General features: G+C 61.0%; 22 protein-coding genes. 7 read left to right on the top strand and 15 right to left on the bottom strand.

Annotated elements, in window-relative coordinates; translation table 11 throughout:
* Positions 1-37: 37 nt before the first annotated feature.
* A complete protein-coding gene (locus GM655_RS17045) occupies positions 38-2,104 on the bottom strand; it encodes a putative bifunctional diguanylate cyclase/phosphodiesterase (protein WP_229632617.1) in 2,067 nt (688 codons plus the stop codon).
* Positions 2,105-2,277: 173 nt separating this feature from the next.
* Between GM655_RS17045 and GM655_RS17040 the strand changes: the two genes are divergently transcribed.
* The 4 genes from GM655_RS17040 to GM655_RS17025 all read left to right on the top strand — a co-directional run bounded on the left by GM655_RS17040 (position 2,278) and on the right by GM655_RS17025 (position 6,470).
* The gene (locus GM655_RS17040) at positions 2,278-3,012 is read left to right on the top strand and encodes a Crp/Fnr family transcriptional regulator (protein WP_155435895.1); all 735 of its coding nucleotides are present in this window, start codon (positions 2,278-2,280) and stop codon (positions 3,010-3,012) included.
* Entirely contained in the window at positions 3,009-3,674 is a 666-nt protein-coding gene (locus tag GM655_RS17035) for a Crp/Fnr family transcriptional regulator (RefSeq protein WP_155435894.1), read from the top strand. The genes GM655_RS17040 and GM655_RS17035 overlap by 4 nt, the downstream gene beginning before the upstream one ends.
* A gap of 68 nt (positions 3,675-3,742) precedes the next feature.
* A complete protein-coding gene (locus tag GM655_RS17030; RefSeq protein WP_155435893.1) occupies positions 3,743-4,081 on the top strand; it encodes a PilZ domain-containing protein in 339 nt (112 codons plus the stop codon).
* Between the two features lie 118 nt (positions 4,082-4,199).
* Complete coding sequence (locus tag GM655_RS17025; protein WP_155435892.1) at positions 4,200-6,470, top strand: outer membrane beta-barrel family protein; 2,271 nt, start codon at positions 4,200-4,202, stop codon at positions 6,468-6,470.
* A gap of 92 nt (positions 6,471-6,562) precedes the next feature.
* Here the strand turns inward: GM655_RS17025 and GM655_RS17020 are convergent, their stop codons facing one another.
* The 5 genes from GM655_RS17020 to GM655_RS17000 all read right to left on the bottom strand — a co-directional run bounded on the left by GM655_RS17020 (position 6,563) and on the right by GM655_RS17000 (position 12,891).
* Complete coding sequence (locus tag GM655_RS17020; RefSeq protein WP_155435891.1) at positions 6,563-7,717, bottom strand: branched-chain amino acid ABC transporter substrate-binding protein; 1,155 nt, start codon at positions 7,715-7,717, stop codon at positions 6,563-6,565.
* A 56-nt stretch (positions 7,718-7,773) separates the two neighbouring features.
* The gene (locus tag GM655_RS17015; RefSeq protein ID WP_155435890.1) at positions 7,774-8,892 is read right to left on the bottom strand and encodes a metallophosphoesterase family protein; all 1,119 of its coding nucleotides are present in this window, start codon (positions 8,890-8,892) and stop codon (positions 7,774-7,776) included.
* A gap of 9 nt (positions 8,893-8,901) precedes the next feature.
* The gene (locus GM655_RS17010; RefSeq protein WP_155435889.1) at positions 8,902-11,118 is read right to left on the bottom strand and encodes a TonB-dependent receptor; all 2,217 of its coding nucleotides are present in this window, start codon (positions 11,116-11,118) and stop codon (positions 8,902-8,904) included.
* Positions 11,119-11,237: 119 nt separating this feature from the next.
* Positions 11,238-11,615: a bacteriohemerythrin gene (locus GM655_RS17005; protein ID WP_155435888.1), complete on the bottom strand. Its 378-nt coding sequence runs from the start codon at positions 11,613-11,615 to the stop codon at positions 11,238-11,240.
* Positions 11,616-11,691: 76 nt separating this feature from the next.
* Positions 11,692-12,891: an NnrS family protein gene (locus GM655_RS17000; protein WP_155435887.1), complete on the bottom strand. Its 1,200-nt coding sequence runs from the start codon at positions 12,889-12,891 to the stop codon at positions 11,692-11,694.
* A 202-nt stretch (positions 12,892-13,093) separates the two neighbouring features.
* Here GM655_RS17000 and GM655_RS16995 point away from each other — a divergent pair, with 202 nt between their 5' ends.
* On the top strand, positions 13,094-13,372 hold the full coding sequence (locus GM655_RS16995) for a heavy-metal-associated domain-containing protein (RefSeq protein WP_155435886.1): 279 nt from the start codon (positions 13,094-13,096) through the stop codon (positions 13,370-13,372).
* Between the two features lie 116 nt (positions 13,373-13,488).
* On the opposite strand, the gene GM655_RS16990 is transcribed toward GM655_RS16995, so the two are convergent.
* From GM655_RS16990 to GM655_RS16955, 8 genes are all read right to left on the bottom strand, one after another.
* Positions 13,489-14,154 carry a response regulator gene (locus GM655_RS16990; RefSeq protein WP_155435885.1) on the bottom strand — a complete coding sequence of 222 codons (666 nt, stop codon included), beginning with the start codon at positions 14,152-14,154 and terminating at the stop codon, positions 13,489-13,491.
* 40 nt (positions 14,155-14,194) lie between these two features.
* The gene (locus GM655_RS16985) at positions 14,195-16,135 is read right to left on the bottom strand and encodes a type IV pili methyl-accepting chemotaxis transducer N-terminal domain-containing protein (protein ID WP_155435884.1); all 1,941 of its coding nucleotides are present in this window, start codon (positions 16,133-16,135) and stop codon (positions 14,195-14,197) included.
* Positions 16,136-16,235: 100 nt separating this feature from the next.
* The gene (gene moaA, locus GM655_RS16980; protein ID WP_155435883.1) at positions 16,236-17,264 is read right to left on the bottom strand and encodes a GTP 3',8-cyclase MoaA; all 1,029 of its coding nucleotides are present in this window, start codon (positions 17,262-17,264) and stop codon (positions 16,236-16,238) included.
* A gap of 139 nt (positions 17,265-17,403) precedes the next feature.
* Positions 17,404-18,150, bottom strand: coding sequence for a peptidylprolyl isomerase (locus GM655_RS16975; protein ID WP_155435882.1), 747 nt, complete (start codon positions 18,148-18,150; stop codon positions 17,404-17,406).
* A 9-nt stretch (positions 18,151-18,159) separates the two neighbouring features.
* A complete protein-coding gene (gene narI / locus GM655_RS16970) occupies positions 18,160-18,843 on the bottom strand; it encodes a respiratory nitrate reductase subunit gamma (protein WP_155435881.1) in 684 nt (227 codons plus the stop codon).
* A gap of 11 nt (positions 18,844-18,854) precedes the next feature.
* Positions 18,855-19,520: a nitrate reductase molybdenum cofactor assembly chaperone gene (narJ, locus tag GM655_RS16965; RefSeq protein WP_155435880.1), complete on the bottom strand. Its 666-nt coding sequence runs from the start codon at positions 19,518-19,520 to the stop codon at positions 18,855-18,857.
* Positions 19,513-21,069 carry a nitrate reductase subunit beta gene (narH, locus tag GM655_RS16960; protein ID WP_155435879.1) on the bottom strand — a complete coding sequence of 519 codons (1,557 nt, stop codon included), beginning with the start codon at positions 21,067-21,069 and terminating at the stop codon, positions 19,513-19,515. The genes narJ and narH overlap by 8 nt, the downstream gene beginning before the upstream one ends.
* A 19-nt stretch (positions 21,070-21,088) precedes the next feature.
* Entirely contained in the window at positions 21,089-24,790 is a 3,702-nt protein-coding gene (locus tag GM655_RS16955; RefSeq protein WP_155435878.1) for a nitrate reductase subunit alpha, read from the bottom strand.
* Positions 24,791-25,051: 261 nt separating this feature from the next.
* Here GM655_RS16955 and GM655_RS16950 point away from each other — a divergent pair, with 261 nt between their 5' ends.
* A complete protein-coding gene (locus tag GM655_RS16950; RefSeq protein ID WP_155435877.1) occupies positions 25,052-25,438 on the top strand; it encodes a hypothetical protein in 387 nt (128 codons plus the stop codon).
* A 60-nt stretch (positions 25,439-25,498) separates the two neighbouring features.
* Complete coding sequence (locus GM655_RS16945) at positions 25,499-25,726, top strand: DUF3079 domain-containing protein (RefSeq protein ID WP_155435876.1); 228 nt, start codon at positions 25,499-25,501, stop codon at positions 25,724-25,726.
* Between the two features lie 101 nt (positions 25,727-25,827).
* Here the strand turns inward: GM655_RS16945 and GM655_RS16940 are convergent, their stop codons facing one another.
* A complete protein-coding gene (locus GM655_RS16940; protein WP_155435875.1) occupies positions 25,828-26,490 on the bottom strand; it encodes a carbonic anhydrase in 663 nt (220 codons plus the stop codon).
* Between the last annotated feature and the right edge of the window lie 9 nt (positions 26,491-26,499).

The following is a 26,499-nucleotide window of genomic DNA, read 5'->3' as shown; positions in this document are numbered from 1 at the left end:
CCTCAGTTCTTGCTAGCGCTGCCTATCAAATTGCCGACTAAGCCAGGCAGTGCTGCTGGCGTATCGCATGCGCCGCATGCACCCACGCGCGCAACTGCGCTTCCGGTACGGGGCGGCTAAACAGATAGCCCTGATAACGCAAGCAGCCCATCTCTTCGAGCTTGTCGCGTTGGGCTTCATACTCCACCCCCTCCGCAATCACATCGAGCTGCAGGCTGGCCGCCATCGCAATAATCGTCTGCACGATGGCCTGGTCGCTGGCATCGCTGACCAGATCACGCACAAACGACTGATCGATCTTCAACTGATTCAGCGGCAGACGTTTCAGATACTGCAGCGAAGAATAGCCAGTGCCGAAATCATCGAGCGCAAAGCGCACGCCCACATCGCGCAGGCGGCGCATGCTGACGATGGTTTCTTCCACCATTTCCAGCAGCAAGCCTTCAGTCAGTTCCAGCTTCAAGCGGCACGGCAGGATGCCGTAGTGCTTTACCAGCCGCAGTACTTCATCGCAGAAGTCCGGCTGACGGAATTGCGGCGCGCTGACGTTGACCGACAGGATCAGCGGTTCCATCTGTTCATCCGCCTGCCACGCCTGCAGTTGGGCACAGGCTGTTTCCAGTACCCAGTGGCCGATCGGCAGTATCAGCCCGGTCTCTTCCGCCAGGCCGATGAACTCGCTAGGTGACACCAGACTGCCATCTTCGCGGCGCCAGCGCAGCAAACCCTCGGCCGCACGCGCCATACCGAGTTCATCCACCTGCACCTGATAGTGCAGCTCGAACTGCTGGCGCTCTATGGCCTGGCGCAGATCGCCTTCCAGCCGGGCACGCGCGCTGATGCGCTCCTGCATCTGACGGTCGAAGAAGCGCATGCCGTTGCGGCCGGCCTGCTTGGCCTGATACATGGCGATGTCGGCCTGCATCAGCAGATCGTCGGGCAGTGGCGATTCACCACAATGGAACAGCGTCGCGCCTATGCTGGGCGTGCTGCGGCAACGGTGGGTGCCCAGCAGATAAGGCCGATTCAGCGAAGACAATATCTTCGAGCCCAGCGCTTCCGTCTCGCTGGCGGCGGCGCGCGCATCGCTGCTCAAGCCTTCGACCAGCACGACGAATTCATCGCCACCCAGCCGCGCCACCGTATCGCCCTTGCGCAGGCAGCACTGCAGCCGTTCAGCCACCTGCTGCAGCAACTGGTCGCCGACGTTATGGCCCATGGTGTCGTTAAGCGTCTTGAAGTTATCCAGATCGATGAACATCAGGGCGCCATAGCGGTCATGGCGCGTGCTGGTGGCCACCACATGGCGCAGCCGGTCCAGCAACAGCCGCCGGTTCGGCAACTGGGTCAGCGGGTCGTAGAAAGCCAGACTGCGGATTTCATCATTGGCGGCCTTGCTCAGCGTGATATCGGTGAGCGCTGCCACATAGTTGCTGATCTTGCCGTGCTGGTCGCGCACCGCCGTAATGCTCAGATGTTCGGGATAGATTTCGCCATCCTTGCGACGGTTCCAGATCTCGCCTTCCCAGCAGCCGTCACGCGCGATCTGTTGCCACATATGCTGATAGAACTCGGGCGTATGGCGGCCCGAGCTCAGTATGCTGGGCGTCTTGCCGACGATCTCGGCAGCGCTATAGCCGGTAATCTGGGTGAAGGCCTGATTCACGTGCAGGATATGGCCTTGCGCATCGCTGACCATCATGCCCTGGGCTGCTTCGAATGCTGTCGCAGCCACACGTAGCGCGGCTTCGGCCTTGCGCTGCGTGGTGATATCGCGGTGTATCGCCAGCGCAGCCTTGCCATCGAGCGGCAAGACGGACACGCTGAAATGGGAACTGCCATCGGGACTGCCATATTCCGTATGGTAGGCCGACATCCGGCCGGATAGCACCGCGTCTACGCCGGCGCGGTGCGCGAGTTCGGCCGGATGACGGCCCGCATGCACGGCATTGCGCCATGCCGCGTTGGCATCCAGCATTACGCCACCGCGACCCAGTAAAGCTATCTGTTCAGGTAATGCATCGAGGGTCGCACCGGAGAACACTTCGCACAGTTCATACTCGGCAGTAGCGACAGGGGCCCGTGCTTGCGCCAGGCTAATCATGGAGATCCTTTTTGGTACTAAATAACAGTGGACGAAGAGTACAGATTTCCAACAAAAAAATAATTGATGTAGATCAACCGGAGCAAATCTTTTCATTTTTGATCTGCATCAAGGAAATCCATGACCTGCTTCAATACCATCTCTTCATCGTACCAATAGTAAAAGAAATCGACATGGCAAACTCCATCGAACAGAACAACTGCAGCGTCTGCAGCCAACGTACCCAGTGTGTCGGCGCAGCCGCCGGCAGCCAGACCACCAGCCACCGCATCCGCATCGAACGGCATACTGCCCTGTACGAAGCCGGCTCCGCCGTGGGTGACCAGATTTATCACATCCGCTCGGGCAGCTTCAAAGTTGTGCGCGGCCCGTCGGCGCCCGACGCTGATGCCCATGTGATTGGCTTTGCACTGGCGCCGGACTTTATCGGCCTCGATGCACTCGACCAGCTCGAATATTCCAATAGTGTGGTAGCGCTGGAAGACAGCGTGGTGTGCAGCATTAGCTGGAACCGCCATGCTTTCGAAGGCCGCCGCCGCCCGGTGATGCGGGCCCACCTGCACGCGCTGCTGGCGCGCGAAATGCGCCGCGAACAGCGCGCCGCACTGATGCTGCGCAATACGCAGGCCGAACAGCGCATGGCTGATCTGCTGCTGACCCTGTCCGAACGCCAGACTAGCTATGGCTACCAGCCGGAAGAATTCCGCCTGCCGATGTCGCGCTGCGATATCGCCAGCTATTTGGGCGTGACGGCCGAATGCGTGAGCCGCTTGCTGCTGCAATTCAAGCAGCGCGCTCTGTTTGAACTGTGCCGTCGCGATGTCAAACTGCTGGACATGAGCGCCCTGCGTACCATGGCTTTCGGCCACGAGCCGCAACCAGAACAAGCTATGCTGGCGGCCGCATGATGGACTTCGACCTCACTCAATGCCAGCTCGGTAGTCCGCTAGCGCTTGCGCGCGGCGAGCATCTGTTCCAGATGCACGATGCCGCAAACGGCGAGCTGTACTACGTGCGCAGCGGCCATATCAAGCTGTACCAGCAATGCCCCGATGGCGTCGAACGCATCATTGACTTTGTCCAGCCCGGCGACTGGCTGGGCGTCGACACTATAGGCGAACCGGAACGCCACGCGTCGGCACTGGCCCTGACCGATTGCGAACTCGATCTGGTGCCCTACCGCCAATTGGCCGAACTGATGGACCGCGAGCCGTATAGCTGCGATCTGTTCAGTGCTATGCTGAGCCGCGAGATCGAACGCCAGCAGATTGCCGCAGCGACCCTGCGCAGTGCCGGCGCCTGCCAGCGCATCGTACTGTTCCTGCTGCAACGGGCCGGCAAGGCACCGGCTGATCCGGCCGAAGAGATACATGCTGCGCTGCCCATGTCGCGTCAGGAAATCAGCGACTATCTGGGGCTGACACCGGCTACGGTGAGCCGTACCCTGAGCCTGCTCAAGCGTAACGGCTGGATCGCGCTGGGCCAGCGCGGCTTCGTGGTGCAGTCGCGCGAAGCACTGGAACAACTGGCAGCGGGCATGCCTCTGACGGAAGTTCCCGCCCTCGCCTGAGGTTTGCGCTGTTTCTCGTCGGCACGTTCCGCTTCTGGCATACTGTGGCTTTTAACCCGGACCAGCTTATGGATCCCCGACGAGAACACGTCAAGCGCCTGCTGCAAGTGGATGCCCATCTGACCGATATGGATGGGCAGCACGAGGCCAGCACGCAAATCATTGACATCTCGCGGCACGGCGTCTCGTTTCTGAGCGACCACGCCATGCCGGTGGGCGAGAATTATGTGCTGCATTTCAGCTTCCCCGCCTGCTCGATTGTCAACCATGTGGCCCTGACGGTGCTGCACAGCGCCCATATCGGCAGCCAGGGGCGCTTTCGTAACGACGCCTATTTCCTCTCCATGCCGGCCGATTGCGCGATCGAGATCGCCGACTATCTGACCGCGCCGCCCGAGCAAGATTAAGCCAGTGTTGCGCAAGTAAAGTATTGTAAATAACAATTATTCTTGTTTGGCCCAGGGTTAGAATTGCCGTACTTTCAGCCCACCGCGCTGCCATGCCACGCAGCCCTGTACTAAACCCATGCGCAAAATCCTACTGAGCGCCTGTCTGGCCAGCCCTCTGGCCGCACTGGCACAAACCAGCCCTGCTGCGGCCAACGGCAGCAGTCCGGCCACCACCAAGCCAGCCGCCACCAAGGCTACCACCGGCCAGCCAGCCGAAGCAGCCAGCGTAATCCCTTCCGTGAACGTAGCCGGCGAACGCCCGACCAACCGTATCGACCGTCAAGTCTACGATGTCAAATCGGACATCAGCACCAGCAACAGCACGGCAGCCGATGCACTCAACAACGTGCCTTCCGTGGCCGTCGATCCGGACGGCACCGTGACTCTGCGCGGCAGCAGCAATGTGCAGATACTGGTTGATGGCAAGCCGTCCGCCATGCTGCAGGGCGAGAACCGTGGCGCCACCTTGAACGCCATGCAGGCCGACGATATCGAATCGGTCGAAGTGATCAACAACCCCGGCGCCCAGTTCGGCAATGAAGCTGGCGGCGGTCCCATCCTGAATCTGGTGATGCGGCGCAACCGCAAGGCTGGCGGCTTCGCCAACCTGAACGCCAATGCCGGCGTGGAAGGCCGCTACAACAGTGCATTTTCCGGCAGCTACAATGAAGGCGCATGGGGCATACAAGGCGGCGCCCATATCCGCCATGACGGCCGCAATTCCACCGCCGACCTCAGCCGCGACCGGCTAGACAGCAATAGCGGCAACTGGGTGCACAGCAGCCAGCATTCGAGCGGCGTAGGCCTGAACGATATGTCGGGCGTGAACAGCACGGTCAATTACAACCTCAACGCCACTGACACACTGGCGGCCAGTGCCAATTACAATGCCCGCACCAATGACCAGCATGGCGTGGACCACTACATCAACGGTGCCACGGCGCTACAGCCGCTGACGGATTATGTGCGCACCACCCAGCGCAGCGGCGATGCGCGCAACTTCGGCTGGGGCACGCGCTATGACCACAAGGGCGAGCTGCCGAACGAAGTGCTGAAGATCGATCTGCGTGTTTCCGCTTCGGAGAACGAGAGCGACAACCTGTATGCCAACAGCTATGCCAGCGGCAACCTGCCCAACACGCGCGCAGCCCAGCACAACAATAGCTCTATCCGCATCGTCGACTTCACGGGCGACTACGAGCGGCCACTGTGGGGTGGCAGCGCCAAGGCCGGCTACAAGATCGCCACCAATACCAGCGACGCGGAAACCGCCTACACCGACATTAATCCCTACACTTCGACGGTGACGCTGAATCCGGCGCGCAGCAACCACTACCAGCTGGAAGAAACCGTGGTAGCGCTGTACGGCTCCTACCAGTTGCGCTTAAACGATGACTGGGGCTTGCTGGCCGGCCTGCGCAGCGAACACACGGCACTCGACATCCATCAGTACACCAGCAATGTAGAGGCCAGCAATAGCTACCTGAACTTCATGCCCAGCCTGTTCGCCACCTACAGGCTCAGCGAAGCGTCCACGCTGCGCTTTGCCTATGCGCGCAGGATACGCCGGCCGAATGCCAACGACCTCAACCCCTATGTGGTCTACCGCGACGAGTTCAATGTCTCGTCCGGTAATCCCTTACTCAAACCGACCAAAACGGATTCCTTCGAAGTCGGTTACGAAACCAAGCTGTTCGGGCTGGAAACCAATCTGCGCAGCTACTACCGGCGCGATACGGATGCCATCGTCGACTACCGCACGCTGCTGGCCAATAACGTGCTGCTAACCACGCGCCGTAATGGCGAAGGCAGCCATTCGAGCGGGCTGGAATTCACCATGAGCGGCAAGCTAACGCCGGAACTCACGCTCAACACTAGCGGCAACCTGATGCGCATGCAGCAGACCACGTTCGACGATCAGGGCTTGCTGAACACCCGCACGGCCAACTCGCTCAGCGGCCGCGTACGCCTCAACTATGCCTACAGCGCGGCCACGCAAGTGCAGATGTCCTTGCAAATGCAGGGCAAGATGCTGTCCGGTCAGGGCTACCGCTCGCCCAACTCGACCTTCAACCTGAGCCTGCGTCAGGCGCTGACGCCGCGCCTGAGCATGCTGGCCACCGTGACCGATCTGTTCAACACCAACAAGATGGAAACCGTGGTGGACAGCGCCACCTTGCGCGAAACCAGTACGCGCCGCTTCGATGGCCGCGTGTTCTATCTGGGCCTGTCCTACCGCTTCGGCGGCCCCAACAAGGAAGGCGAACAGCACGAACCGCGTATGGGCCCGCCACCGGGCGGCCCCGGCGGCGGCCCCGGCTTCGGTGGTCCGCCACCGCAGGGCTAAGCCCTCCGGAAACAACAAAGCCGCCGGCGACTCGCATCGCCCGCGGCTTTTTTCTTTGCAGTGCAGGCCTCAGCCTGCAGCACGCTAAGGCCTTACTTCACCACTGCCAGCTTGACGCGCTTGCCGTTACGGAAGGTGAAGATGGTCAGCACACCATCCTGCACATCGCCGCGCGCATCGAAAGTGATATTGCCCGTCACGCCTTTGTGGGTGGCCTTGGCCAGCACGGGCAGGTATTTGGCCGGATCAGGCGAGCCGGCTTTCTGCATGGCTTCCACCATCGTCATCAGCGCATCGTAGGCATACGGTGCATAGGTCTGCACCTCGATACCGAACTTCTTGCGGTAAGCCACACGGAAATCGGCCATGCCTTTTTCCTGCGACGGCTCGACTCCGCCAGCCTCGGCACAGATCACCTGATCATCGGCCAGCGCCTCGCCGGCCAGACGGGGCACGCCGTCCGAGCACATGCCGTCGCCGCCCATGAAGCGCAGCGGCATGCCGAGTTGCTTCATCTGGCGCAGCATGGGGCCCGACACGGCATCCATGCCACCGAAGAAAATCATGTCCGGCTTGCTGGCTTTCACGGCCGTCAGAATCGCATTGAAGTCGGTCGCCTTGTCGGTGGTGTACTGGGTATTGACGATGCTGCTGCCCGTGGCCGCCCCCTGACGCTTGACGTTCTTGATGAATTCATCGGCCAGCCCTTTGCCGTAGGCCGTACGGTCGTCGATCACGGCGATGCGCTGGGCCTTCATGGTCTGCATGGCGTAGCGAGCCAGTGCAGCACCGAGCTGTTCGTCGTTGGCGACGTTGCGGAAGGTGGTGTTGTAGCGCTGGCGCGTGTACTGGATGGCGCTGGCCGATGGCGAAATCTGCGGTATGCCGGCATCGTGATAGATGCGCGAAGCGGGGATGGTAGTGCCCGAAGTTTCGTGGCCGATCACGCCCTGCACCTTGGCATCGACCAGCTTCTGTGCCACCGTGGTGCCCTGCTTGGGATCGGCCGCATCATCTTCTGCCTGCAGCACGATGCGGTACTTCTTGCCGCCTATGACCACGCCCTTGGCATTGAGTTCGTCCACAGCCATACGTGCGCCGTTTTCGTTATCCTTGCCCAGATGGGCGATACCGCCCGAAGTCGCTGCCACATGGCCGATCTTGATGATGTCTTCCGCCTGAGCGGTGGCCATGGCAGCGCAGCCCAGCGCAAGCGCCTGGACCAGTTTTTTTGTTATTAATGACATAATGCCCTCATGAGTGAAGGCTAGAGAATACCATTGGGCAAATATATTTGCCCAGACTAGTAGCGCAGCGTCTGTAAAGTCCGGCTAGGCCCGTAGCTGTCGTCGAAACCTCTGATCGTCACCTGCACCTTGCCGCTGGCGTGCACCTGCACCAGCGCCCATGCGTACATGCGATCCGTCGGGCCATGGCCATCGCCGGCCTTGGCGCTGAACGGCGAGCCGCCCGAACCCACCATCACCTGCCAGGCCTTGCCGCCGCTGGCCAGCGCCGGCTGCTGGGCATTGAAGATGTGCTGGTGGCCGCAGAAATAGCTGGCACCATAGTCTTCCATCAACTGCCAGAACGCTTGTGCATGCTGGGGATAGACATCCATGCCATCCTGCTCCACGCCCGCGCGGAAGCGATAGGTATAAGCCGGTTTGTGGCCGAACACGAAGAAGTGGCGCATGCCGCGCGCGCGTGCTCGTTGCAAGTCCTGCGCCAGCCAGTGCACGGGCGCATGGCCATCGTTGCCGACCGGATCAGTATTGATGACGGCAAAGTGGCTGCCCGCCACATCGAAGGAGTACGTGAGCTGGGACTGGCTGGTGCGGTTGCCATCAGCACTGCCGGCCTGCGGCGTGTTGTCGGCATCGTAAGCCTGCAGCGGCAATCCCGTCACGGCCTGCCAGCGCGCTGCATCGAGGATCAGATCGCCCATGCTGGTGCGCCAGTGCTGCTCGTTGTCCGGCATGGCCGTCTTGGTGACACGGCCCTGCCCGTCCTTGCCCTTGAACTGCATTTCATGATTGCCGGGCACGGGCACCACATAAGTGCCCGTCTCCATCAGTCCGGCCATCATGCCGCGCCAGTAGGCGTACTGGCGCGCGATCTCGACCGCATCAGTGGTGTAACCCATGATCATGTCGCCGTTGAAGAACAGCGCTTGCGGATGCTGCTGACTGATTTCACGCACGATGCGCGCCAGTGCCTGCGTGTTCTGCAGGTACAGCCTGTCCTGTGCCGTGGTCGCCAGCGCAGCGTCGGTGCGCGAATCGCCCACTGTGGCAAAGGAAAACAGCACAGGGTCGGCGGCAGGCCGTCTGGCCGCATGCCGCTCGGCAGCCTGCGAACTGGCACAGCACAGCAGCCCAGCAAGCACGGCCAGCGCCGCGCGCGCAATCAGTCTCGCCATCACAGCTCCTTAAAAGTCGGCATTGAGCGAGACGGTCCAGCTACGTTCCGGTACAAAGGTGTACTGGTCGAACGCAACGCCCTTGCTATTGGCCGAGATCGAAGTCACATCCTGCTTGTTGAACAGGTTGTTGACGCCAGCCTGCAGCTTGACGGCCTTGACGAACGGCCCGCCCACACGCCAGCGGTAGCCCAGCGTCAGGTCGGTGACGGTGTAGGCGCCGATCTGGTAGGCGGCCGGTTCGCCATCCTTGGCATACTGGCTGCCATTGGTCTTGGCGATCAGCGAGCCATACAGGCCGTTACGCTTGTACAGGAGGCCCAGTGCCGCGGTCGACTTCGGTACCTTGGCCACCTGCAGGCCGCTATCCTTGGCTTCGGCCTTGTTCAGCGAACCATTCGCGTGCAGTGAGAAGCCGCTGCCCAGATAGTAGGTGATCGCACCTTCCAGACCCTTGTACACCACGCCGCCCTGGTTGTAATAGATCTGGTCACTGCCGCTGCCGCTGGAAGCGATCTTGTTATTAAAGTCGATGTAGTACAGATCCGCGTCCAGCGTCAGATTGCCCGACTGGTGCACCGTACCGAGCTGGTAGTTGGTGGACGTCTGCGGCTTGGGCGTGTTGAGCGTCGGGTTGTTCACGTAGAACATGGACAGATCGGGCACCAGGAAGCCACGGGCGATCTGGCCATACGCTGCCCATTGCTTGCTGATGGCGTAATTGGCCGTCAGGAAAGGCAAGGTAGTGGTGTAGGTCTGCTCGGCCCTGGTCGGCAAGCGGGTGCCCTGATTCACGGCGGCGTCCAGCTTGCGCTGGAAGTGCACGTATTTCAGGCCCGGCGTAACAGTCCACTGCGGTGCCACGGCCCATTCGAATTCGATGAAAGGCTGGTACTGCTTCCAGCTCGATTGCTGCTCGTAGCTGATGCTCTTGGGCGCCGTCGACTCCTTGGGATTCGGCAGGTTGAGCGTCCAGTCCAGATCGTAGGTGTGGCGATCCGTATCGGAGTTTTCCAGCCACAGGCCGGCACGCAGCAAACCGGCATCGAGACGGTTGCTCAGCTTGATGATGTCGCCGTTGACGCGGTAGGCATTCAGCTTGTTGTAGCCGGGCACGTTCTTGTTGCCGGCAGCGCCAGCCTTGGTGCCGTTGGCCGTGGCGCCGCTCGCATCCTGACCGGACATGGTGTTGTTATTGTAGGCATAGGTGTACAAGGTGTTGTCGAGCGCCCAGCCACCCAGCCGGGTTTGCAGACGGACGTATTCAAAATCCGTGCGCTTGTCGTTGTAGTTATAGCCCCAGTAGTTCTGGCTGGTCTTGTCGTTGTTGAGCGAATAGTTCTTGCCATACAGCGCCGCCTGCGCCAGCGTCACACCTGCCTTATCCGGCACATTGCTGTGAATGGTGTTATAGGTGGAGAACAGCGTCAGCGTGGTGTCCTTACCGAGCGGCAGTTGCAGCTTGAACTGGTAGTTGTCTTCCTTCACGGCGCTATAGGTCTGGTAGCCATCCGATTCCAGCCGCGAGGCATTGAACATCAGGCGCGCATCGCCGAAGCGCTGCAGTACGCCGCTATCGACTTCGGCCCCGCGTATCTTGGTATTCCAGGTGCCATAGGTCAGATAGGGCGTGAAGCGGAAGTCGTTCGACAGTTCCTTGGAAAACAGATTGATCGAACCACCAAACGTGGCCTGGCCCAGATTGCTGGCATTGCCGGGGCCACGCTCTATCACCATGCCGCCGATGATGCGGGCCGGGAAGTAGGAAGTGGAATGGTGGGTAGGATTGTTGGTGTCGCCAAACGGTATGCCGTCGTAGGTGACGTTGTATTCGCCATCCTGAAAACCGCGCAGCGCCACCTTGGATTCGCCGAGACCGGAACCATTGGCCGAGATACCGGCGCTGACGCTAGGCGCAATCCGCGCCACGGCATTGAAATCGGCCAGCGGCGTCACGGTCTGCTCGATGAAAGTCGCGGTGATGATGGATTGCGGCTGGGTGGCGTTCAGGGCCGACTGCACGGGCGCGCGGTTGGCGGCATTCGAACCCGTGATGACCACACGGCTCTTGATGGCTTCGGCATCGAGCGCCGTGTTCGACACCTGCAATTCATCCGCTGGCGGCGTCTGGGTTTGCGCCTGGGCCGAGGCGCACATCAGCGCCAGTGCGGCCAGCACCTGCGCCGACATGGCCGTGCGGATCAACGTTTGCTGCGAGTTCTTCATGAGACTTTCCGGGTGGGTGGTGTAAAACCCGAAAGTCTAGGAAGCATTTATGACAGCATCATGAAAGTCACTCATTCATGCTGCTGCCACGCTACATTGTGACTATTTACAACGACCAACTACACACTACCCGCCTGCAGCGCGCGTGCCAGCGCCGTATCGGCCGTCGCCAGATGGGCGTGAAACCAGGGCAGCACCAATTTCACGGCTTCCTTGCCGGCCGCGATATCCGTTTCATCGAGCTGGTGCAAGCTGGCCAGCACGCGCGCATGCTGTTCGCGATGCTGCTTGATGGCCGGATAGTTGATGGTTTCCATCAACGCCTCTTCATGCCGGAAATCTTCTTCCAGACATTCGATCAGCTGTTGCAGCCCTTCCAGAAAATCTGCATCGGATGCATCCATTAGCGCATCGATCTGCTCGGCCAGCGCTTGGTGCGCCTCGTCGAACAGCGGAATGCCCAAGGCCATATCCGGATTCCAACCACGTTCTTCCATGATACTTTCCTCCTGAGCGGGCACTATGCCCGCAAGCGTTCGCGCAATCTATGACGCAGATCAAAAACCTCACGTATTAACCGGGTTTCCCATCTAGACGCGGCGAAGTCAGATACGGTAAGTACACCACCACATAGCTGGCAAAGCCCAGCGTCCAGCAGGAGGCAGCGAGCAGCATTACCAAACCTTGCTCGGTTTCCCAGCCCAGCGCCGTGGCGACGCGCAGGAAGGCGCTGGCCTGGATCAGCACGAAGATCAGGGTTTCTGCCCGTCCCGCCACCAGCGGCCGGCCCGTGTGGCCCAGCGTGGTACGCGTCATCATGCCCAGTATCAGCCCGGCCATGGAGCCCACGGTCAGCGCATGGAAGCCCGTGCTGGAGCTGACCAACTGCCAGCGTGCCAGTGCCAGCAGCACCAGCCCAGCGGCGATCCAGGCATAGGACAGATGCATAATCCACAGCAGCGGACGCGTCAGCGTACTTAGCGCATCCCAGCGCCACAGGCGCAGCAGGATCAGGCCGGCTGCGAGCAGCGCCAGCGGACCGAACAGCCATGCGGGGAAGGACAGCAGCCAGCCGCAGGCCGACAGCACCAGCAAGCCCAGCGAGACTTTATCGAGCTTGGGCTGCACCAGCGGCGAGGAACCGGGCGCACCGTTGCGGGTGAACATGGGGATGATGCGCGTGCCGATGGCCGCTTCGATCACCACGATCAAGAAGATGGCCGCGTGGATGGGCGCAGCAGCCTGCAAACCATGCCAGCCCAGCGCAATCGCGTGGAATACGCCATTGGTAATCGCCAGCAGGCCCAATATGCCGACGAGGAAATAGTTGCGCCGGTTGTTAGCCTTGCGCATCACCTGCAGCAGCGGCCATGCCGCAGCCGGTATGAAGGGCCAGTCGATCAGCGCGGCCACCATAGGCGGCGCCAGCAGCATTGCCAGCCGGCCGGCCAGCCACAGGGCCACCAGTGCTGCCAGATGGCCGCGTACGGGCGTCCAGAAGCCCGTCCAGTTATACGCTGCCGTGTAGAGGAAGCCTATCACCACGGCCAGCCCCATGCCGAACACCATCTCGTGCATATGCCAGGCAAAGCCCACATGCAAAGCCACACTGGCGAGCTGCGGGATCCAGCCATAGTACTGCGCCATCCACACGGGGATGGCCAGCGCGGCAAAGAAGGCAGCGCACAGATAGAACGGGCGGAAGCCCAGACGCCAGACCGGATGGCCCGTGTGGCGTACAGCAGGAGGTTCGTCGATGGAGAGCAGACTCATGATGATCAAGTTTTCAGTTTGAGATACGGCTGGCATTGTCGGACTTAATGGCCCAAAACGGTAGTTGGCCCATGGAGTTCGATAATCCAGATCAAGAAATTCAGATTCTTCCCGCAATTACGCAGCCAACGCATAGCCAGCGGGCGCGGTTTCGCTTAGTCTAACGCTGCAAACAAAACTTTATGACACAGAAGGACGAATCATGCAAAACACGGTTATCAATATCGAAAAGATGGAAGACGAAGGTAGTGCCGATACCATTACCCAAATTCTGCTGAAACTCAGCGGCGTGGAAGAAGTACGCGTGTCCCTGCGCGACTGCCTCGCCAGCGTCCAGTTCGATGAAAGCCGCACCTCGCCCCTGCGCATGACGGCCAGCCTCGAAGCTGCTGGCTATCCCAGCTATGTATCGGCTGGTGCTGCCGCTCCGCAGACTGCTGCGCGCGCCGGTGGTTGCTGCGGTGGTTGCTGCGGCGGCTAATGCCTGCAGCAGGCCTACAGCTGGCACGGGCCCAGGCCTGTGCAGCCATGAACGGAGCGCTGCGGCGCTCCGTTGCTATTTCCGCCCCCGCTATCTAGTTCCTATTCGCTGGCGCCTCAGGCGCCGCTCTGACGCCGATGTTCGACGGCATACACGGCAGCCTGCACCCGGCTGCTGAGCTTGAGCTTCTTCAGTACATTCTGCACATGGATCTTGACGGTCGATTCAGCCAGTTCCAGCGTACGGGCAATGCTCTTGTTGCTGCCGCCACGGGCCAGGCAATCGAGTATCTCGCGCTCGCGCGGCGTCAGCTTGTCCAGTTCCGACGCGGCGGCCGGCGCAGCACCGCCCTGCAACTGGGCCACCAGCTTGGCCGTCATGGCTTCCGCCACCACGGTTTCGCCCGCCGCCGCACGGCGGATCGCACGGGTCAGGTAATCGGTATCGATATTCTTCAGCAGATAGCCGCTGGCTCCGGCGCGCAGCGCTGTGCTGAGGTCTTCCGCATCTTCCGACACGGTCAGCATCACGACCGCGCTATCGGGACAATCCTGCAGCAGCAACTGCAGGGTTTCCAGCCCCGACATGCCGGGCATGTTCAGGTCCAGCAGGATGACCTGCGGCTTCAGCTGCTGTGCCCGCTTGATGCCTTCCACGCCATCGGCCGCTTCGCCCACCACGGCAAAATCGGCATGGCGCTGCAGCAGCGAACGTATGCCGCTGCGGAACAGGGTGTGATCGTCGACCAGCAGCACGCTGATGGGGGTGTCCGGTGTATCCATGCAAAAAACTCTCCGTTGAAATCCTGTTAAAACACGCTATTCAAGCTGCGCGGCGCTGGGCCCGGGCCAGATGCAAGATCACCTCCGTGCCTTGCCCCGGCTGCGAACGCACGCTGAGGTCGGCAGCTATACGGGCTGCCCGCTCGCGCATGATGTGTATGCCCACATGGGAGTCGCCCAGCGTATCGAGCGCAGCCGGTTCGAAGCCGTGGCCATTGTCGCGGATGCTGAGCACAAAATCGTCGCGGTCATCCAGCTTGACCCAGACCCGGCTGGCAGCCGCATGCTTGCGCACATTCGACAGCGCTTCCTGCACGATGAACAGCAATTGCAACTGCTGCTCGCTAGGGAAAGGCGGCCCCTGCGTCTCGGCCACGATATCGACCGTGATGCCGCTCTGGCGGCGGAATTTCTCCACCACGGCTTCCAGCGAACTGAGCAAATTGCCTTCCTGCAAACGCGTGCGGAAGTTGTGCAGCAGTTCGCGCACATCCTGATAGCTCTCGTCCACGCCCGCACGCAGCGCCGGCACGATGCTCTCTACTTCTTCCCACTGACGCTGCTGCATGGACTGCTCCAGCATCTGCACCTGCAGGTTCAGGAAGTTCAAGCCCTGCGCTATGCTGTCGTGCAAGCCTTGCGCCACCAGATTGCGTTCTTCGGATACGGCCAGCTGGCGCGAACGCCCTTCCAGCCGCTGGTTTTCGATGGCCGTGCCGAGCAGCTGGCCCAGCGTTTCCAGCAGCGCCGTCTGGGCCGGGCTGAACTCGGTCGCCTTGCGGAAGTGCAGATTGAAAAAGCCCAGATGCTGCTGCTGGGCATACACATGGAAGATGGAGACGGTGGCAAAACCTTCCTTGTGGCATTCCAGCTGGTGGCCGCGATCGAGCTTGCGCAGGTCGTGGATCACCGCCACTTTCTTGACCACGGCATCGCCGCACAGGCAGTCGCCCACCTTCAGACAGCGCTCGGTTTCCACCAGACGCTCGGAAATGCCCTGCGACACCAGCATATGCATATTGCCCTGTATCGGGTCGAGGATGCGCACGGTGCCGCCATCGGCGCTGAAATAGTCGCTGATGCGCTGCAGGAAGCCGCGGCACATGGCTTCGGCCGGCTGCGGCTGCTGCAGGAAGGCGGCGCTATCGTATAGCAGCGCCAGTTCGTGATTCTGCTGCTCCAGCGCCTGCGTCTTGACGCTGACCATCTGTTCCAGATTGCCATAGACCGACTGCAGCCGGTCGGCCATCTGGTTGAAGCCGCTGGCCAGCATACCGAACTCATCGTTACGGTCCACCGGCAGGCGCACGCCGAAATCCTTTTCGCGCATGCGCTCCAGACCGCCCTGCAGCCGCGTCACAGGCGCGACGATCATGTCGAACAGCAGATAGATGATGCTGACCGTGCCCACCAGTGCCAGCCCCAGCAGCGTTAGCTGCGAAGCACGCAGCCAGAACGTGCGGTTCTCGCTATCGCGCTCGATACGCTGCACCAGCTCATCCACGCGCGCAACAAAGCGTTCGCTACGCTGCTGCAACGCGCGCACGCTGGCCGGGGTCGCGCTGGACTGGCCCAGCCAATCATGCGCTTGCGGTGCGAGCTCGGTACGCCATTGCTGCAGCACGCCGCCGAACATGTCGCGGATCGACGCGGTAGGCGGCAGGAACAGCGGCCGCTGCGGGTCGCCACGCTGCAGTAGTTGCAGCTTTTCTTCCATGCCCTGCAACTGGTAGAGCAGATGTTCGCGCGTACGCGGATCAGCACCCACATCATCGACCTGACCGGCCAGCATGGCCATGCGATAGCTATCCATCCGCAAGCTACCGGCTACATTAATGGCCGCAGCACTGCCTTCCAGCTGCCAGGACAGCAGCAGGGTCGAGCCTATCACCAGCAGGGCGACGGCGAGGAAACTCAGCAGCAAGCCGACGATACGGGTCGACAGCTTGTGCCAGTTGGCGAACAGAGTGGGCAGCGCCATCAGTGGGCCTGCCCGCAGCGGAAATATAAGGAAATTGAATAGCGCATGGCTGCTCCGTTGATGCAATACGTCATTCAGTATACACGGTGCAGCATGGCTGCTAGCCGCCCGTCTGCGACATGAATCGGATAATTTTCTCTGGCTGGCGGCCGAAGTCATGTTGCTCCGGCTTCAGCTCGATCGCCGCGCGAATTGCCGCTTCCAGCTCGGCATCGCTGGCACCGCCGCGCAGCAGCGGACGCAGCGGATATTGCTGCTCCTGCCCCAGACACAGATAGAGCGTGCCATCGACCGACAGCCGCACGCGGTTGCAAGTGGCGCAGAAATGCTGCGACAAGGGCGTGATATAGCCGATCGCGGCACTGCCATCAGGCGTGCTCCAGTAGCGGGCCGGGCCGCCGCCGATTTCGAGCGCCTGCGGACGCAGATCGAAACGGCGCGCCAGGCGCTCCTGCACGGGGCCCAGATTCAGGTAAGCCGTATTGCGCCCCGTTTCGCCCATGGGCATCACTTCGATCAGGCGCAGTACGAAATGCTGTTCTATGCAGAATGCGGCCACGGCATCGATCTCGGCATCGTTGACGCCGCGCATGGCCACCATATTGATTTTGATGGGAGCGAGGCCGGCGGCCTTGGCCGCCTGCAGGCCGGCCAGCACGGACGGCAGGCAGTCGCGCCCCGTAATGCCTTTCATGCAGTCACGGTCCAGCGTATCGAGGCTGACATTCACCCGGCTCACGCCCGCTGCATACAGCTCGTCGGCGTAGCGCGCCAGCCGCGTGCCATTGGTGGACAGTGACAGGTCGCGCAGGCCGGGCAAGGCCGACAGCCGGCCCGCCAGCTGCGTCACGCCACGGCGCGTCAGCGGTTCGCCACCCGTCAGGCGCACACGCGAGGTGCCGAGGCGGGCAAACGCGGCCACCACCCGTTCGATTTCGTCGAAGCTGAGCCAGTCCGGCGGGTCTTCATAGCCTTTGAAGTCGCTAGGCATGCAATAGGTGCAACGCAGATCGCAGCGGTCGGTCACGGACACGCGCAGATAGTCGATGCTGCGGCCAAAGCGGTCGCTCAGGCGCGGGGTCTGCGGCTGCAGGACGGTGCCTGCGGTGGGGAAAAGTTCGCCTGACATCGGCGCACTCCTGTCTGATTGGGATGCTTCATTTTAACGTCGCACGCGCGCGCTGAAACTGCCCATGACGACGTAGCCGGCCTAGTCCTTTCAGGCTAGGCCGGCTACGCGGTTTGCTACGACAGATTGTAGAAGATGCTTACTGTACCAATGGCGATTGCGCGCCTTCCAGCGTGATCCCTTCGATGCCGGCACGGCCGACCAGAATGTGCAGATACTGGTGCAGCGCACGCTGCCACGCTTGCCGCTGCAGTTCATCGGCAATCTGGGCCCGTACGGTGGCGTACGGAATCACCTCGCCAGCCACCCGCCGCTTCACCTGCACGATGTGCAGACCGAAGCGGGTTTCCAGCAGCCGCCCTGCCAGCTCGCCTTCCTGCAGGCGGAACAGCAGGTCCTCGAACTCGGGCACGCAAGCGCCCCGCCCCAGTTGCCCCAGATTGCCGCCTATGGCGCCGGACGGACAGTTGGAATACTGTGCGGCCAGTTCCTCGAAGCGTTCGGGCCGGGCTTGCAGCTCGGCCAGGATCAGCTCAGCCGTCTGGCGCAGCATGTCGAGTGGCGCGGTCGGCGTTACCTGGAACAGGATGTGGCGGGCTTCCACCAGATCGCCGCTACGGAAACGCTCGGGCTGACTCATGTAATAGCGCAGACAGGCTTCATCGTCGGCCAGCGGCACTTTCACTTCCTGCGCAAACAGGGCTTCGATGCGATCGTCCTCATCGTCGGCCTGTATGCCCAGCGCTGCCGCTTCCTGCAGCAGCACCCGGCGCAGGATTACTTCATGCACAGCCGATTGCACCGGATTGGCCGCCTGCTGGTGGTGTACCAGCTCCGCTTCGATCTCGCGATCGGCTACATCTACACCATTAACTGAGATACCCATGATGACTCCTTAGCGTGGACGTACCAGCTGATAGGCGCGACCCAGATAGGTGACAGCGCCGAAACCGCTCCACACGTGCACCAGACGGGTGAACGGGAAGATTACGAACAGCGACATGCCCATGAACAGGTGCAGCTTGAAGATCAGCGGCGCAGTCAGGATCAGGTCGGCAGCATCGCCACGGAAGGTCACGATATGTTGTGCCCAGCCCATCAGCAGCACCATCATGTGGCCGTCCATGTGGCCAGCCGAGACGAAGATCGAAGACAGGCCCAGCAGCAGAGTTGCGAGCAGCCACAGCAGAACCAGCTTGTCTTTCCAGGTGCTACGGGCAGCCACACGCTCGTTGCTCAGACGGCGGCCCAGCAGCATCAGCAGGCCGATCAGGCACAGCGAGCCCATGGTGCCACCCGCCACCATTGCGACCAGCTGCTTGGTGCCGTGTTCGACACCGAGCGCATCCCACACCCACACCGGGGTCAGCAGACCGGCAGCGTGGCCGAAGAACAGGCCCAGCACGCCGATGTGGAACAGCGGGCTGCCCAGACGCAGCATGCCCGTGTGGAACACCTGGCTGGATTCCGACTTCCAGGTGTACTGTTCACGGTCGAAGCGGATCAGGCTACCGAGCAGGAAGATCGCCAGCGCGATATATGGATAGATTCCAAATAAGAATTGATGCAGATAGTTCATGGCGCTCTCCTTCAGTGACGCTGCGGCGCTGCCGCCTTGGGATAGAAATTGACGGGATGGCTACCATCCATGCGCGGTTTCAGCAGCGGCTCGATACCATCGGCGCCGGGGCCGAAAGTTTCCAGCGCTTCATCCATATCGCGCACCGGCGGTTCGCTCAGCTCTTCCGCCACCACATTGGTCAGCGTCTGCAGCAGTTCGAACACGCAGGCGTACGGGCTGCCATTGGCGCGCAGCTTGCGGCCGATGTAAGCGAGCACGTGGATCGCGTCGCCCAGCAGGCGCTCGGCTTCCGCTTCATCCTGCAACGACAGGAATTCGAGGAACAGCGGCACGTAGTCGGGCAGATCGTCACCCACCATCTGCAGACCATGACGGCTGTATTCGGCCAGCAGGTCCACCATGGCCTGACCGCGGTCACGCGATTCGCCATGGATATGCTCGAACAGGTGCAGCGAATGCGACGGGTTGCGGTCAAACGTCATCACATATTGCTGCTGCAGGTCGATCAGTGCCGTCTCGCCCAGATGGGTGAACAGCGGCGCCAGCGCGCCCTGCCAGTTACGCGGGATCAGGGCTTGCAGCGCTTCGCGCTCCTGCAGCAGTTCCGCTTCCGGATACTGCAGCAGGATGGAGAGCAGCTGGAAGCCTTGCGTGGAGGCTTGAGCTTCAGACATCGAGGTTCTCCTTTTTCTTACGCGATTTCGGCATCATCATGAAGATTTCCGAGCCGTGCTTGCGCTTGCCGAACAGGCTGGCATCGCTGACGCCATCCGAGCAACCGTTGCCGAAGCTGAAGCCGCAGCTGCCCTTCTCGTTGAAGCTGTCCTCGGCCATTTCCTTGTGGCTGCTTGGAATCACGAAGCGGTCTTCGTAGTTCGCAATTGCCATGATGTGGTACATGTCTTCCACCATGGCTGGCTCCAGACCGACCTGTTTCAGCACTTCCAGATCCGGCGTCGGCGCTACATGCTTGCTGCGCATATAGGCACGCATGGCCAGCATGCGGTCCAGTGCCGTCAGCACAGGACGCTGGTCGCCTGCCGTCAGCAGGTTGGCCAGATACTGTACCGGGATACGCAGGCTGGAGGTATCCGGCAGGATGCCGTTCTTGCCCAGACGGCCAGATTCGGCCGCAGCCTGGATAGGCGACAGTGGCGGGATGTACCACACCATCGGCAGCGTACGGTATTCAGGGTGCAGCGGGAAGGCCACCTTCCACTCCACCGCCATCTTGTACACGGGCGAACGCTTGGCCGATTCCAGCCACGAATCAGGAATGCCCTGACGGCGCGCTTCCGCGATCACTTCCGGATCGTGCGGGTTGAGGAACAGACCCAGTTGCGACGGATACAGGTCGCGCGGATCGGCCACCGAAGCCGCTGCTTCGATCTTGTCGGCATCGTACAGCAGCACGCCGAGGTAACGGATACGGCCCACGCAGGTTTCCGAGCACACGGTAGGCTGGCCCGCTTCGATACGCGGGTAGCAGAAGGTGCACTTCTCGGCCTTGCCGGACGACCAGTTGTAATAGATCTTTTTGTACGGGCAGCCGGAGATGCACATACGCCAGCCGCGGCACTTGTCCTGATCGATCAGCACGATGCCGTCGTCTTCGCGCTTGTACACGGAACCGGACGGGCACGAAGCCACGCAGGTCGGGTTCAGGCAGTGCTCGCACAGACGTGGCAAGTACATCATGAAGGTGTTTTCGAAAGTACCGTACATCTCCTTCTGCATGCCTTCGAACAGCGCATCCTGGCTACGCTGGGCGAATTCGCCACCCAGATCGTCTTCCCAGTTCGGGCCCCATTCGATCTTGTCCATCTTCTTGCCGGTGATGACGGAAATAGGACGGGCAGTCGGTGGGGTTTCCGACAGCGGCGCATTCTGCAGGCGCTCGTAGTCGTAGGTGAACGGCTCGTAGTACTCGTCGATCTGTGGCAGGTTAGGATTGGCGAAGATCTGCGACAGTATCTTCAGGCGGCTACCCTGACGCGGCTCGATCTTGCCCGCGTCGGTACGGCGCCAGCCGCCATTCCACTTGTTCTGGTTTTCCCACTGTTTAGGATAACCCACGCCCGGTTTGGTTTCGACGTTGTTAAACCATGCATATTCCACACCGTCACGGCTGGTCCACACGTTTTTGCAGGTTACTGAACAGGTATGGCATCCAATGCACTTGTCCAGATTCAGCACCATGCCGATTTGTGCTCTGATTTTCATGTATCGCTCCGTCTCTTTCTCAGCCGTGGGCCTTTTCATTCAACGGGCCTTCCAGCCAGTCGACTTTGTTCATCTTACGTACCAGCACGAATTCATCGCGGTTGGAACCCACCGTGCCGTAGTAGTTGAAGCCCCACGACAACTGCGCATAACCACCGATCATGTGGGTAGGCTTGGTCACAGCACGGGTTACCGAGTTGTGGATACCACCGCGTTTGCCCGACATTTCGGCGCCCGGCACGTTGACGATTTTTTCCTGTGCGTGGTACATCAGCGTCATGCCTTCCGGTACGCGCTGGCTGACAATCGCCCGCGCCGTCAGCGTGCCGTTGACGTTGAACACTTCGATCCAGTCGTTATCGACGATGCCGGCCGCTTGCGCATCCACTTCCGACAGCCACACGTGCGGACCGCCACGGGACAGGGTCAGCATGCGCAGGTTGTCCGAGTAGGTCGAGTGGATACCCCATTTCTGATGCGGCGTAATCCAGTTCAGCGCAATCTCTTTGTTACCGTTAGGCTGCGCGCCCAGCATGGTTGCCGTGGTCTTGGTGTTAATCGCTGGCTTGTACACGCACAGACCTTCGCCAAAATCACGCATCCAGCGGTGATCCTGGTAGAACTGCTGACGGCCCGTCAGCGTGCGCCATGGGATCAGTTCATGCACGTTGGTATAGCAGGCGTTGTAGCTGACTTCTTCCGATTCCAGACCGGACCAGGTTGGCGACGAAATAATCTTGCGTGGCTGGGCCTGTACATCGCGGAAACGGATGCTGTCATGCTCGCGTGGCAGAGCCAGATGGGTGTGGTCGCGGCCCGTGATCTTGGACAGCGCATCCCATGCTTTCACGGCCACGTGGCCATTGGTTTCCGGAGCCAGCGACAGAATCATCTCGGCCGCATCGATGGCGGTATCCAGACGTGGCTGGCCTTTGCCCACCGTGTCAGCCTGCACCGTGCGGTTGATGCCGCGCAGGATTTCCACTTCGTGGCCGGTTTTCCAGCTGATGCCCTTACCACCGTTGCCGAGTTTTTCCAGCAATGGGCCGATCGAGGTGAACTTCTGGTGGATCTTGGTGTAATCGCGTTCCACCACGGTGAAGTTAGGCATGGTTTTGCCCGGAATCGGCTCGCACTCGCCAGCACGCCAGTCTTTCGGATCGAAAGGCTGACCCAGTTCACCCGGGGTATCGTGCATCAGCGGGGTCAGCACCAGATCCTGCTGGGTGCCGAGGTAAGGACCACCGATTTCTTCAAATTTCTTGGCCAGACCTTTGTAGATTTCCCAGTCCGACTTGGATTGCCACAGCGGCTGCACAGCTTCCGACAGCGGGTGGATGAAGGGGTGCATGTCCGAAGTATTCAGGTCATCCTTCTCGTACCAGGTGGCGGTCGGCAGCACGATGTCGCCATACAGGCAGGTGGTGGACATACGGAAGTCCAGCACTACCAGCAGGTCGAGCTTGCCTTCGGCAGCAGGACGTACTTTGACGTCGCGCGGCTTGATGCAGTGCTCTTCGTCGCTCATCAGCGCATTCTGGGTACCCAGCAGGTACTTCAGGAAGTACTCGTGGCCCTTGCCCGAGCTGCCCAGAATATTCGAACGCCACACAAACATATTGCGCGGGAAGTTGGCCGGATTGTCCGGATCATCGCAGGAGAATTCCAGCTGCTTGTTCTTGATCTGGCTGACGGCATAGGCCACTGGTGCTACGCCGGCCGCTTCGGCCGCACGGGTCACTTCCAGCGGGTTGGTCTGCAACTGTGGTGCCGAAGGCAGCCAGCCCAGACGTTCGGCCTTGGCGTTGTAGTCGAGCAGCGACATTGGAGCGACGTCGTCACCTGCAGTCGGCGAGGCGATTTCTTCCGTGTGCAGTTTTTCGTGGCGCCACTGGCTGGTGTGGTTGTAGAAGAACGACGTACCATTCATCTGGCGCATAGGACGGTTCCAGTCCTGTGCGAAGGCCAGCGGAGTCCATCCCGTTTGCGGACGCAGTTTTTCCTGACCCACGTAGTGGGCCCAGCCGCCGCCCGATTGACCGACGCAACCGCACATCATCAGCATGTTGATGATGCCGCGATAGGTCATGTCCATGTGGTACCAGTGGTTCAGTGCCGCACCGACGATGACCATGCTCTTGCCGCGGGTCTGGTCGGCGTTTTCGGCGAACTGGCGTGCCACGGTGATCACGTCTTCGGCTTTCACGCCGGTGTGCTTGACCTGCCATGCCGGGGTGTAAGGAATGTCTTCTTCATAGCTGGTGGCCACATTGCCGCCGCCCAGACCACGGTCGATACCGTAGTTGGCCATGGTCAGATCGAATACGGTCGCCACCAGAGCGGTGCTGCCGTCAGCCAGCGTCAGACGCTTGACGGGCACATTGCGCATCAGCAGATCGCTGGCGTCCTTGCCACCGAAGTAGGCGAAGCCCACAGGCACCACTTCATCAGCGCAGTTGATCAGCGACAGTTGCGGATCGACCGGAGCACCGCTGGTGCCCTGCTTCATTTCCAGATTCCACTTGCCAGTTTCGCCCCAGCGGAAGCCGATGGAACCGGCAGGCGCGACGATCTGGCCGCTGGCTTCGTCGATGACCAGGGTTTTCCAGTCCGGATTGTTGGTTTCGTCGAGGTTGTTGGCCAGGTGCGAGGCGCGCAGGAAGTATTCCGGCGCCAGCGTGCCGTTCTGCTCTTTCAGCAGCACCAGCATAGGGAAGTCGGTGTACTGCTTGGCGTACTCTTTGAAGTAGGCCGATTGACCGGCCGTGTGGTATTCCTTCAGGATCACGTGGCCCATGGCCATGGCCAGTGCCGCATCGGTACCCTGCTTAGGTGCCAGCCAGATGTCGCCGAACTTGGCCATTTCGCCGAAGTCGGACGATACGGCGACCGTCTTGGTACCTTTGTAGCGCACTTCGGTGTAGAAGTGGGCGTCCGGGGTACGCGTCATCGGCACGTTGGAACCCCATACCATCAGGTAGGTGGAGTTGTACCAGTCGGCCGATTCCGGCACGTCGGTCTGTTCGCCCCAGATCTGCGGGCTCGATGGCGGCAGATCGCAATACCAGTCGTAGAAGCTCAGGGCCACGCCGCCGATCAGCGACAGGTAGCGGGTACCGGCTGCATAGCTGACCATGGACATGGCGGGAATCGGCGAGAAGCCGACGATACGGTCAGGGCCGTATTTCTTGATGGTCAGTGCATTGGCTGCAGCCATGATTTCGTTGGCTTCATCCCAGCTGGCGCGCACAAAGCCGCCCAGGCCGCGTACCGATTTATAGCGCGCTGCACGTTCCGGATTCTGGCTCACGTAGTCCCATGCCGCGATCGGGTCCATGGTCTTACGGGCTTCGCGCCACATTTCCATCAGACGGCCACGGATCATCGGGTATTTGACGCGCTGCGCCGAATACACATACCACGAGTAGCTGGCGCCGCGTGGGCAGCCGCGTGGCTCGTGGTTAGGCAGATCGGGACGGGTGCGCGGATAATCGGTCTGCTGGGTTTCCCAGGTAATCAGGCCGTTTTTGACATACACCTTCCAGCTGCACGAACCCGTGCAGTTGACACCGTGCGTGGAGCGCACGATCTTGTCGTGCTGCCAACGTTGACGATAGGCGTTTTCCCAGGTGCGATCTTCCTGCACGACGGCGCCGTGACCGCCCGAGAATGTCGACGTAGTTTTGCTGAAGAATTTCAGGCGATCCAGAAAATGACTCATGCTGCCTCCTCACTGACACCCGGCACTGCGCCGGGTATGCGGTCCCATGCAACATGCACGGACTCGACTATGTTGCAAGTCTAAGCAGCGGCCCAACTGGTGTGAATCGGCAAGAAGGTCATCTGGCAGGGTGAGAAGGACTAGTGCTCCTAGTCATTAGTGACTAGACGCATTCATCCCTTACGGCAATTTTCAACGGGGCGCTTGCGCGCTATGGTTACGTTGTACAAGCACCGCTCTCGCGAGCCAACGAGGAATCCCATGCAAATCAATAGTTTCGAAGACCTGATCATGGCTGCCGCCATGCAGGCCCAGCCCCAGCGCCTGCTGATCGCCTTCGCCGTGGCTGAAGCCGAGCCTGATCCTGAGCCCGGTGCGGCCGGCCGTACCACGCTGGTTCCCGTGATGTGTGTGGACAAGCAGGTAGGCGAGCTCGATACCTATGCCAATCTGGTCGAGGAAGCACAGGCCATGGGCCAGCACTGGGATGTGATGCTGATTTCCACCCTGTCCGGCCAGAATGGCGTGCTGCCCGACCCGCAGCGCACCGATGCGGCGCTGAACCAGATGCTGGGCCATATCCAGCAGGGCCAGATGGACCGCATGCTAGCGTTTGACCGCAGCGGCGACATGCTGCGCTACCACTAAGCGCCACAGCGGCGACGGCTGCCGGATACCGCAGCCGGGCGTCGCGCGCCCTTCCCCCACATGGCCAAGCGCTTCCCCATCCATCCCGCCAAGCCCGAGCTGATCTGCTGGGGCTGCGATAAATATTGTCCGGCTGACAGCATGGCCTGCGGTAACGGCTCCGACCGTACCCAGCATCCCGTGGAGCTGTTCGGCCCGGACTGGCATAGCTTCGGCTTGAATGCGCAGGATCAGGCCGACGAGGAGCCGGCCGCGCAGCAGGACGAACCGCCAGCGCCGACGACCTAGCCCTAGCGCGCTAGTCCTAGCGCGCAGCCACTTCATCAGAATATCGCAGGGTTAGTGCCGCCGCAGATATGGCGCGACCAGTCTGGCCGCGCCGGTTTCTATCAGGCCGCTGCGTCCTGCCGCTCGGGCAGGGAGCCGACCAGCGGCAGGAAGGCATGCTGGCGCGCGGAATACGCCATCAGCGCGCCCTTCTCCAGATCGAAATACCAGCCGTGCAGCTTGAGCAAGCCCTGCTCCACCCGGCGCTTGAGCCACGGGTAGGTCATCAGATTGTCGAGCGACAGCAGGATGCTGGCCAACTCGCACGCATGGTGCTGCTCGGCGCTGCTGCGGTGGGCCAGATCGCGCCGCACGCGTTCGGCGACGGGCTCGGCCACGCGCATCCACTGGTTGACGAAGTCCGTCTCGCGCTCGACTTTGCGGGGCGACATTACGGCACGAATGCCGCCGCAGCGGGCATGGCCAAGTATGATGATGCGTTCGACTTCCAGCTCGCACACGGCAAACTCGATGGCGGAACTGACACCGGCCGAAGCCGTTGGCGTGCAGGCCGGCACCAGATTGGCGATATTGCGCACCACGAACAGGTCGCCCGGATCGCTGCCCGTCAGCAGCATGGGATCGACGCGCGAATCGCAGCAGCCTATCAGCAGCGTGCTGGGGCGCTGCCCCTCGCGCAGGCTGTCGAACAGCGCCTGGCTATCCTGAAAATACTGCTGCTGGAAACGGCTGAAGCCATTGATGAATTTTTCGATATCTTCCATTTCAGCCTC

It is taken from the genome of Pseudoduganella danionis (assembly GCF_009720775.1).
Classification (GTDB): domain Bacteria; phylum Pseudomonadota; class Gammaproteobacteria; order Burkholderiales; family Burkholderiaceae_D; genus Rugamonas; species Rugamonas danionis.
Note: the sequence above shows the minus strand (reverse complement) of the source record. Positions and strands in the feature narration are given on the sequence as shown.

Coding starts and splice junctions, on each gene's coding strand:
- GM655_RS17045 (WP_229632617.1), bottom strand. CDS start 2,104: ATGATTAGCCTGGCGCAAGCACGGGCCCCTGTCGCTACTGCCGAGTAT.
- GM655_RS17040 (WP_155435895.1), top strand. CDS start 2,278: ATGGCAAACTCCATCGAACAGAACAACTGCAGCGTCTGCAGCCAACGT.
- GM655_RS17035 (WP_155435894.1), top strand. CDS start 3,009: ATGATGGACTTCGACCTCACTCAATGCCAGCTCGGTAGTCCGCTAGCG.
- GM655_RS17030 (WP_155435893.1), top strand. CDS start 3,743: ATGGATCCCCGACGAGAACACGTCAAGCGCCTGCTGCAAGTGGATGCC.
- GM655_RS17025 (WP_155435892.1), top strand. CDS start 4,200: ATGCGCAAAATCCTACTGAGCGCCTGTCTGGCCAGCCCTCTGGCCGCA.
- GM655_RS17020 (WP_155435891.1), bottom strand. CDS start 7,717: ATGTCATTAATAACAAAAAAACTGGTCCAGGCGCTTGCGCTGGGCTGC.
- GM655_RS17015 (WP_155435890.1), bottom strand. CDS start 8,892: ATGGCGAGACTGATTGCGCGCGCGGCGCTGGCCGTGCTTGCTGGGCTG.
- GM655_RS17010 (WP_155435889.1), bottom strand. CDS start 11,118: ATGAAGAACTCGCAGCAAACGTTGATCCGCACGGCCATGTCGGCGCAG.
- GM655_RS17005 (WP_155435888.1), bottom strand. CDS start 11,615: ATGGAAGAACGTGGTTGGAATCCGGATATGGCCTTGGGCATTCCGCTG.
- GM655_RS17000 (WP_155435887.1), bottom strand. CDS start 12,891: ATGAGTCTGCTCTCCATCGACGAACCTCCTGCTGTACGCCACACGGGC.
- GM655_RS16995 (WP_155435886.1), top strand. CDS start 13,094: ATGCAAAACACGGTTATCAATATCGAAAAGATGGAAGACGAAGGTAGT.
- GM655_RS16990 (WP_155435885.1), bottom strand. CDS start 14,154: ATGGATACACCGGACACCCCCATCAGCGTGCTGCTGGTCGACGATCAC.
- GM655_RS16985 (WP_155435884.1), bottom strand. CDS start 16,135: ATGGCGCTGCCCACTCTGTTCGCCAACTGGCACAAGCTGTCGACCCGT.
- moaA (WP_155435883.1), bottom strand. CDS start 17,264: ATGTCAGGCGAACTTTTCCCCACCGCAGGCACCGTCCTGCAGCCGCAG.
- GM655_RS16975 (WP_155435882.1), bottom strand. CDS start 18,150: ATGGGTATCTCAGTTAATGGTGTAGATGTAGCCGATCGCGAGATCGAA.
- narI (WP_155435881.1), bottom strand. CDS start 18,843: ATGAACTATCTGCATCAATTCTTATTTGGAATCTATCCATATATCGCG.
- narJ (WP_155435880.1), bottom strand. CDS start 19,520: ATGTCTGAAGCTCAAGCCTCCACGCAAGGCTTCCAGCTGCTCTCCATC.
- narH (WP_155435879.1), bottom strand. CDS start 21,069: ATGAAAATCAGAGCACAAATCGGCATGGTGCTGAATCTGGACAAGTGC.
- GM655_RS16955 (WP_155435878.1), bottom strand. CDS start 24,790: ATGAGTCATTTTCTGGATCGCCTGAAATTCTTCAGCAAAACTACGTCG.
- GM655_RS16950 (WP_155435877.1), top strand. CDS start 25,052: ATGCAAATCAATAGTTTCGAAGACCTGATCATGGCTGCCGCCATGCAG.
- GM655_RS16945 (WP_155435876.1), top strand. CDS start 25,499: ATGGCCAAGCGCTTCCCCATCCATCCCGCCAAGCCCGAGCTGATCTGC.
- GM655_RS16940 (WP_155435875.1), bottom strand. CDS start 26,490: ATGGAAGATATCGAAAAATTCATCAATGGCTTCAGCCGTTTCCAGCAG.